This window comes from Paenisporosarcina sp. P5_A11 (assembly GCF_056400705.1).
On sequence record NZ_JBFUKT010000147.1, the window covers coordinates 1 to 8,406 of the forward strand.

Annotated in this window: 9 protein-coding genes and 1 pseudogene; 1 reads left to right on the plus strand and 9 read right to left on the minus strand. The window is 37.2% G+C overall.

Annotation, left to right across the window (positions count from 1 at the left end; genetic code table 11):
* On the minus strand, positions 1 to 690 hold a 690-nt coding region (locus AC1DOS_RS15535; protein ID WP_477538229.1), incomplete at its 3' end, for an SMI1/KNR4 family protein.
* Positions 691 to 809: 119 nt separating this feature from the next.
* Between AC1DOS_RS15535 and AC1DOS_RS15540 the strand changes: the two are divergent.
* A pseudogene (locus AC1DOS_RS15540) lies at positions 810 to 1,525 on the plus strand (DinB/UmuC family translesion DNA polymerase); the annotation flags it as partial.
* 269 nt (positions 1,526 to 1,794) lie between these two features.
* On the opposite strand, the gene AC1DOS_RS15545 reads toward AC1DOS_RS15540, so the two are convergent.
* From AC1DOS_RS15545 to AC1DOS_RS15580, 8 genes are all read right to left on the minus strand, one after another.
* Positions 1,795 to 2,046: a dockerin type I domain-containing protein gene (locus AC1DOS_RS15545; RefSeq protein WP_477538230.1), complete on the minus strand. Its 252-nt coding sequence runs from the start codon at positions 2,044 to 2,046 to the stop codon at positions 1,795 to 1,797.
* The gene (locus AC1DOS_RS15550) at positions 2,043 to 2,339 is read right to left on the minus strand and encodes a hypothetical protein (protein ID WP_477538231.1); all 297 of its coding nucleotides are present in this window, start codon (positions 2,337 to 2,339) and stop codon (positions 2,043 to 2,045) included. The genes AC1DOS_RS15545 and AC1DOS_RS15550 overlap by 4 nt, the downstream gene beginning before the upstream one ends.
* A 191-nt stretch (positions 2,340 to 2,530) precedes the next feature.
* Positions 2,531 to 3,307 (minus strand): sulfite exporter TauE/SafE family protein, encoded by a 777-nt coding sequence (locus AC1DOS_RS15555; RefSeq protein WP_477538232.1) that lies wholly within the window; start codon positions 3,305 to 3,307, stop codon positions 2,531 to 2,533.
* 18 nt (positions 3,308 to 3,325) lie between these two features.
* Entirely contained in the window at positions 3,326 to 3,961 is a 636-nt protein-coding gene (locus tag AC1DOS_RS15560; protein WP_477538233.1) for a response regulator, read from the minus strand.
* Complete coding sequence (locus AC1DOS_RS15565; protein WP_477538234.1) at positions 3,958 to 4,995, minus strand: ATP-binding protein; 1,038 nt, start codon at positions 4,993 to 4,995, stop codon at positions 3,958 to 3,960. The genes AC1DOS_RS15560 and AC1DOS_RS15565 overlap by 4 nt, the downstream gene beginning before the upstream one ends.
* A gap of 63 nt (positions 4,996 to 5,058) precedes the next feature.
* Entirely contained in the window at positions 5,059 to 6,459 is a 1,401-nt protein-coding gene (locus AC1DOS_RS15570; RefSeq protein ID WP_108587341.1) for an MBL fold metallo-hydrolase, read from the minus strand.
* 11 nt (positions 6,460 to 6,470) lie between these two features.
* On the minus strand, positions 6,471 to 7,019 hold the full coding sequence (locus tag AC1DOS_RS15575) for a hypothetical protein (protein ID WP_477538235.1): 549 nt from the start codon (positions 7,017 to 7,019) through the stop codon (positions 6,471 to 6,473).
* 20 nt (positions 7,020 to 7,039) lie between these two features.
* Positions 7,040 to 8,236, minus strand: coding sequence for an FAD/NAD(P)-binding oxidoreductase (locus AC1DOS_RS15580; RefSeq protein ID WP_108587343.1), 1,197 nt, complete (start codon positions 8,234 to 8,236; stop codon positions 7,040 to 7,042).
* Positions 8,237 to 8,406 lie beyond the last annotated feature (170 nt).

Below are 8,406 nucleotides of genomic sequence, written 5' to 3' on the forward strand. Positions count from 1 at the left end.
ATTATATGTATTGATTATGATTTTCATTAATGCCATTTCGGCATCCTGCACAATGAATTCATTTTTCTTTTTTACAAGCTTCCCAATTTGATGAATAAACCAATTTACATCACAATCTATTTTGCTGAAATGGAGAAGAGCATAACCAATTACTCTGGGGCTATTTCCTCGAAAAGCCTTTTCTCCTTCTTTATATGTGAATTCGGTTTGTTCCCCTTCAAAAGTAACAAAATTACTTGATTGATCAATATGATAAAGTTTAGAAACAAACTCATCAAATGACGAAGACAGTTGTTTTTCGATTTCCTGTTCAACATCTATAAATATAACAGGAGGATTTTCATTAACCTCTCGATAATCGAGCACAATCCATGTATGTCCATCTCCGCATAATAAGACAATGCGTTTAGGCAACCCCCATTCCTTGATAAAATACCCGGATTGTTGTATACCTTCCCTTTTACTTTCTCCAATTCCAAGTAAATAATCGACTGCTAAATGGTCGTCACCTTCAAAAGAAATGGGAAATGCATTCAGATAAAGAGAACCTCCATTTTGCTCTTTTAATAATTTTAAATAAGAATCAGGTAGTTTTACTTTCAACTCGTTTTGAGCGGACTCGACTTTTTCAGGTGTCAGTGGATTCAATTCATATTCGTCTAGCACATCATAACTCCAGATTTGTTTCACCATGAGTACCCCCTCTATTCCTTCTTAAACTAACCAACCCCGTTAGTTGAAGATCAAAAGCCTCAACTTAGACACTACATCTTTTCATTATATTACCATATTCTTGATGGGTTTCCTTTTTGCCTTCAGCCGTAGGTATAGGTCCAAATATGTTGATGGCAAAATTGGCATTGGATTTAGAAGCGAAGAAGACGCGTGTTGCGAAATGGACTTATGAAGACGTCCCACAAAAATTATGGCCAGTGAGTCCTTTAAGCGAGATGTGGGGAATTGGGCGCCTAATGGAACAAAACCTAAATGGAATGGGAATTTTTAAGATTGGCGATATCGCGATACCGATTTAAAAACGCTTGAAGAACGCTTTGACGTAATGGGAAATCAACTCTATCATCATGCCTGGGGAATTGATTTATCTGAACTCGGTGTACCTATATTAGAGGGTCAAGTTAGTTATGGAAAAGGGCAAATCCTATTTCGAGATTATGTAAAAACGGAGGATATCTTTACGGTATTGTTGGAAATGTATGAAGACGTAGCGAGACGTTCTCGTGAAGCCGGTAAAGTTCGAAGAACCATTCATTTGAGCATTGGTTACAGTAAAGAAGTGTTTGGAGGAGGGTTTTCACGTTCACGGACGATTGAAGAAGCAACGAATGAAACCCTAAATATCTATCGTGTTTGCCAAAATCTATTCTACGAGTTCCACCAAGATAAGCCTGTACGTAAAATATCTTTATTAATTACGAATTTAGAGAATGAATCCTCCATGCAGCTCAGCCTTTTTGAAGCACGAAAATGGCAACAGCGAAAATTGGGGGRGACGATGGATCAGATTCCTAGCTCCAAATGGAGTATTTTATTTATTACTGATAAAAACACAAAAACGCCTAACCTTAAATCTGGTTAGGCGTTAACCGTTTCTTTTTTGTGATTTTGGAGTCTTTTTTTAAAAATTCTTTCCCAGAACAATCATCTTCATTTGATTTTTTGCTCTTTTCTTACGTTGCGCTTATTCATATAGAACGAATTAACCCGAACAACAGCGCTTTTTTAGCGTCTGTTATTCGGGTTAAATTCAACGTGATTGAGCTACTCTTCCTATTATTACTTACCTTCTAATTCTGTTTTGATACTTTCTAATGTCTTACCTTTATAATTCTCTTTCGGTTCTGGAGCTTTAGTAACTGTTGGATTTTGGATTCCGAAGTTCTTTTCTATAAACGCAAAGTCTTTCATATCAACCGTACCATCAAAGTTGATGTCCGCGCTGCGTTTATTCGTTCCCCAGTGTGTTTCCATAAATACTGCATCCAAAATATCAATAACTTGGTCTCCATTGACATCACCAGCTTTCAAAACTGAAGTAGCCAGTCCATCTTTCTCTGCTCGAATCGTTTCTCCATTTGGTTTAAAAACTGTAAATGGTCTGCTAACTTCAAGTGACCAGGTACGTGAATATGATACATAAACTCTTCAGAAGTTACTGGCAGCTTTGAAATAGTTGCCTGTGTATTTGCCACTGTCCCTTGATATTGTTGGTTGTTTTTATCTGTAACAAATGCAGATGCACCTACTTTCGTATAATCAGTTGTGAAAGAAAGTCCTTCAGCCAGTGGTTGAGGTGTAAATCCATTAATCAGATTTGTCACGGTCACTTCTGAAAATGTTGGGATTACATAGGATTCAACAGATATACTTGGAACAGAAACCGTTGTATTGTCGGTATTGATATAAGATGATGTTCCTTTAATGAAACATTAAACCCAAGCTCCTCTGATAAGATGATACCAGTGCAACCAACTTCTCCTGTTTTAAAAGCTTTTTCTACCGCACCACCTTGTTATAAAATATCCATCCATATTTTAATAGTTGTTCCTAAAATAATAATCACAAGCAATCCTTTTAGATATTTCGGTTCCATTTTTTTCCCTAACTTTACTCCAAGAGGTGCTGCAATTATACTGGCAATAACCATAATAATTGACGGAATATATTCTACCTGCCCTGTTGCTAGTTTACTGAAGGTTCCCCCAAGAGATGAAATAAATGTAATGGCAAGTGAAGAAGCAATGGCCATACGAATTGGAATTCTTAACACAACCAGCATGATTGGCACGAGTAAAAAAGCACCCCCGGCACCAACAATGCCTGACCCAATTCCAACAATGAGGGCAAATACAGCAGAGAGAGGTCCGTTAAACGTTACCTGATCGTGTGGTTGGTCATCTAGTCCTTTAGTTGGCACAAACATCAGTATTGCAGCTAATAATGCCAGTACTCCATAAACAATATTGATTGTATTTTCTGACATACCCGTGGAGCCAAAACCGCCAACTAGACTTCCTATTAAGACACTGATTCCCATATATACAATCAAGCGTTTATTTAAGTACCCATCTTTTCTAAATAGCCAAACACCGGCAATGGTTGCAAAAAGCACTTGAACTGCACTGATCCCTGTTACCTCATGCACAGAGAACGCTGCAAGACCTAATAAAGGTGGGATGTAAAGTAACATTGGATAATTAACAATAGAACCACCCACACCAAGCATCCCAGAAATAAATGATCCGATAAATCCAATGAAGAATATTAAAACTATCATTGTAAGACTCATATTTTTAACCTCTTTACATCAAAATTGTATTTCAAACTGATTTCGAAGACCATATTGTATTAATTCATATCGATGCGTTATTTCTAATTTTGACATCATGTTCGCTTTATGGTTTTCTATCGTTTTTGGTGATATAGACATTTTTCCCCCAATTTCAATATAGGTAAATCCTAAGACGAGAAACCGTAAAACTTCAAGTTCTCGTTCCGTTAGTGCTCCTTTCTTTTTCTGACTATCTTTCCATAGCTCAATTAAATGATCTGGAAATTCGGTTTTATAATAAAGCTGTCCTTTCATTACTTGTTGAATGGACTCGTACAAGTTGTTTTTTTGTCTTTTCTTAAGCAAAAATCCACTAACACCCAGATGGAGTGCTTTTTTAATATAGGCTTCTTCTTCATGCATAGTTAAAAATATAATACGAACATGCGTCAGTTGTTGGCGTATTTCTTTCGCTGTCTGAAAGCCACCCAATCCATTTGGCATTGAAATATCCATAAAAATGACGTCAGGATTTAATTGAAAGGAAAGCCTGATAGCTTCAGATCCTTCAGAGGCTTCCCCCACAACTTTTATATCTTTAAACGTATCTAACATCATGATAATCCCTTTTCGAATCAATTTATGGTCATCAACAATCAATACTTTAATCAATACTCTACCTCCTCATTAACCGTACATTCAATCGTGATTGAAGTTCCTTGTCCGATAGAGGATGAAAGTAGAAAATGCGCCCCTAATTGATCCACTCGCTCTTTCATATGCCGAAGACCTAGTCCATTTTTTTCTTTTTCAGTGTCAAAGCCTATTCCGTTATCCTTGTATTCGATAAGGATCTGGTCTTCTTTCTCATCATAGAAAATATGAATTGTTACAAAAGTCGCTTCGGCGTATTTCATCATATTATGTAGCGCTTCCTGCATAACCCGATACAAGTTAATTTCAATTGCCACTGGAAGCCTGTTCACTAAATTTGAGTCCAACTCAATGACGAGACCTGCCTTTTTTGTCATCAATGATTTTGCTAATGCATCAATTGTTGCAGACAAACCAAGCTGATCAAGACTTTTTGGGCGAAGTTGATAGGAGTAACTTTTAACATCTGAAATAACTTTATCCAGTTCAATGCGCACTTCATCTAGGTATTCCTGTAGTACAGGCTGCTGTGTATAAACTTGAATATTATCCATTGCAAGTGAAATGCTATAGAGGGATTGACTGACACCATCATGAAGTTCCTGTGCGAGACGCTTATGTTCACCCTCCTGTGCCTCGGTCAGCCTTTTAATCATTAATTTAGAGAATTTTGCTTCTTCTTCTCTTCTTTTTAATGTTTGATCCTTCAAGACGAGTAAGTATTGTGATTCCCCAGTTTCATCATTTACCATTAATTGTGCTGTGCTCATCTCAACATTAATATGTTGTCCTTGATAGGTGGGCATTTCTGAAAGGAAGTATGGAACTTCATTTTTGGAAATTAATAAACAGCGATCTTCTCCTTCAGAAAGAACCCTACTTTGACAATATGTGCAATATGGAACATTCTCATTTATTTTCCATCCAGTTAAATTATTTGCAGCTGGATTCATTGAGAGGATTGTTCGTTCGTTATTCATGACAATAATGCCATCCTGTATATGTGTTAAAATATTTTCAAAATATTCCTGTTTCATACTCGAAGAACTCATTTTCTCTCTCTCCTTTACGGAAAGAGCAAACCCCATAATGAGATTTGCTCTGTTTTTTCTCCATTATACGTGGCACGAAACCGAAATTTCTCTTTTTACTAACTCTTCATATCCACCCTGTAAATTGTATACATCTCCAAAGCCGTTTGCCTGTAGAATACTGCTAGCAATGGCTGAACGGCCGCCTGCTTGGCATTGAACAACTAGTTGTTTATCTTTGCTTATATTAGCCAACCGATCCGTTAGAGTACCGAGCATAATATGTTCTGCTTCGGGAAGATGCCCTTCTTTCCATTCCGAATCGTTTCGTACATCAATTAACTGGTATTCAGTAAGATTTTGAAATTCATCAACTGTCAATTGCTTAACTGTTCCATTTCCCTGTTCAGCAATTTCTGGGCGAAAAACTGCTTTAATTTGATCTAGCCCAATAGATTGGAGTGCTTTAACCATTTCTTGTTCCTCTTCTTCTTTTACAATTACTAATATGGGCTTTTTATAAGATAAAAGCCAACCAGCCCAATTAGTAAATGATTTATTAAGTGGAATAGTTAAGGATCCTTCAATATGATTTTTGAAAAATTGATCAGAAGGACGTGTATCAACTATGACCATCTTCTCCTTTTTCATTTCGCTTTCCATTTCGTTAATGGAATGGATGAGATGAGGCTTTTCTTTAGGTAGAAGAGAAGCCCCCTCTTTATTCAATTTTTTCATCATCGCAAAGTATTTTGGTGCTTCCGGTTGATCAGTCATCAATTCTTTTACAAATTCATCTTCATGATCGATTTGTAGTGCCCAATTATTTGCTTTTTCATATCCAACAGTTGAAAGTGGTACGGCACCAAGGGATTTCCCGCATGCACTCCCAGCCCCATGAGCTGGCCAGACTAGAACATGATCCGGAAGTTCTTTAAATTTCCGAACTGACTGAAACATTGTTTTAGCTCCTGCTTGTGCAGTACCTTCCATTGCGGCTACTTTTTCTAGTAAATCGGGACGTCCAATGTCACCAACAAAAACAAAATCCCCTGTAAAGATTCCCATTGGTACTGATGACCCTCCACCTTGATCTGTCAAAACAAATGAAATACTTTCCGGTGTATGTCCTGGTGTATGCCACACATCAATTTTCACATTGCCAACTTGAATAACCGATCCTTCTTTTACGAGTTCAGTGTTATATCGTGGATTAAATTGATATTTCCAGTTTTCATCGCCCTCATCAGATAAATATATTTTAGCTCCCGACTGCTCTGAAAGTTCAGTGGAACCTGATAAAAAGTCCGCGTGAATATGGGTTTCCACAATTGCGGAAATGGAGAATCCTTCTTTTTCTGCTACATTTAAATATTGATTCACATAACGAGAAGGATCAATAACAATCGCTTCTCCTGTCTTTTGGCATCCAACTAAATACGAATAATGTGCTAACTTCTCATCCAAAAATGATGTAAAAAACATATTTTAGCCTCCTATTTTTTTTCACTAAGTACTTGTAGAAATGTTTTCATGTACTGAAAGCCTTGTTTTACAGCGGGGATTTTTAATAGTGCCAACACCTTAAATAGTGATAGCTTCTCCGTTTCTTGTCTTTGTACTCTGCGGTTAGTCTCCTGTAAAATACCCCCGCATTTTTGGACAGTTTCTATATAGGGATGGATATCTGATGTTATAGATTGGAAAGAAGTTGGATCCTTTAATGTATTGCGTCCAAATTCAGCAAGTTCGATTCCTTTATCCAAATAAGGTGTAATAATAGGTAAAATCTCTATGATTCGAACTAAGGAACTGACAGATTCTTTGGTCAGTTTCAACGACTGTATCGCTTGCTCTGCTTCACCTGTTATTTGTTCAAGCCATTCCTGATCTTTTAACACCTCTTCTATAAATAGAAGGGGTTCCTCCATCTGTTTCATACGCGCTGTATATTCTGGTAGCTTTGATACTAGATAGGTCAGCGATTCAACAGTTTGTTGATCAGAAAGAAGTATATTCAACTTTGATGTATCTACTTTTCCCAAGACATTTCACCTCCTTTTTTTTACATAAGTCCTTTCAACATGCCATTCCAGTAAAGCGCCGGCAACATATGTTTTTTCATTAAATACATGCTTAAGCGTTCTTTAGATTGATCAAATGGGAATGTTTCAACTGGATAATTATCATAATCAAATTCAGCTAAAATAAGTGACCCATATCCTGTAACAATTGGACAGGAAGAATAGCCATCATATTTGGCCGCTAAGGGTTCGTTATTCATAGCATAAAGAATATTTTCCGCAACGACAGGAGCCTGTTTCCGAATTGCTGCACCAGTTTTTGACGTTGGTAGATTTGCACAGTCACCAAGGCTGAATACATTTCCATAAACCGGATGTTGTAACGTATATTGGTCTGCTGCAATCCATCCATTTTCAGCTGCTAGTGGACTTTTCTCCAGAAATTCTGGCGGTCCCATTGGTGGTGTAACATGGATCATATCGTAAGACAATACCTCTTCTTTACCTGTTTCAAGATTTGTAAATACCGCGTTTTTATTTTTTGAATCAATGGACGTCAAGTGACGCTGAAATTTCGTTTCAATTTCACGTTCTTGTATAATTCCCTCGAGAGTCTTGCGATATTTTTCAACTGAAAAAATAGAAGGCGATGCTGTGGCAAAAATAACTTTTGTTTGATCACGTACACCCGATTTCCGAAAATATTGCTCGGCTAAATACATAATCTTTTGAGGTGCGCCTCCACATTTTACAGGTGTATTTGGCATTGTAAAGATTGCGTTTCCACCTTTGAAATTTTTAATATTTTCCCATGTAGAATCTACATATTGGTACTCATAATTACTGCAGACGCCATCTGTTCCAATAGACTCTTTCAAACCAGGCACCTTACTCCAATTCAGCTGAATCCCAGCTGCAACAACGAGATATTCATAAGTAACTTTTGTACCTTCCTCTGTTATTAACTCATTCTTGTCCGGAGTAAATGATGATACCCTTTCTGCAAGCCAATTTGCACCTTCCGGAATCACGCTGGACTGATCACGTTCGGTCTGTTCCTTTTGTGCTGCTCCACCTCCAACTAGTGTCCAAAGAGGTTGATAATAATGTTTTTTCTGAGGATCAATAATCAATATTTGATGTTCCAACTGTTTGTTTTCTCGCAACAATCTTGATGCTACCGAAATGCCACCTGACCCAGCCCCCACTATAACTATTCTTGCCTTTTGTGTACGCATTCAAAAAACTCCTTTTCTCAATAATCTTACATATCTTATATACTTATATAGGATACTTCTGTATACAAGTTCTTTAATATAGGGAAAAGCCCCTAAATTCCATAGGACCCTTTTCGTTTAAGTGAAAATAACTCAAATAAATATTGGACTGCTTATATTCACAATTAAGT

Excerpts from the sequence above, each read along its gene's own strand:
- AC1DOS_RS15555 (WP_477538232.1), bottom strand. The coding sequence starts at position 3,307 with ATGAGTCTTACAATGATAGTTTTAATATTCTTCATTGGATTTATCGGA.
- AC1DOS_RS15565 (WP_477538234.1), bottom strand. The coding sequence starts at position 4,995 with ATGAGTTCTTCGAGTATGAAACAGGAATATTTTGAAAATATTTTAACA.
- AC1DOS_RS15570 (WP_108587341.1), bottom strand. The coding sequence starts at position 6,459 with ATGTTTTTTACATCATTTTTGGATGAGAAGTTAGCACATTATTCGTAT.
- AC1DOS_RS15580 (WP_108587343.1), bottom strand. The coding sequence starts at position 8,236 with ATGCGTACACAAAAGGCAAGAATAGTTATAGTGGGGGCTGGGTCAGGT.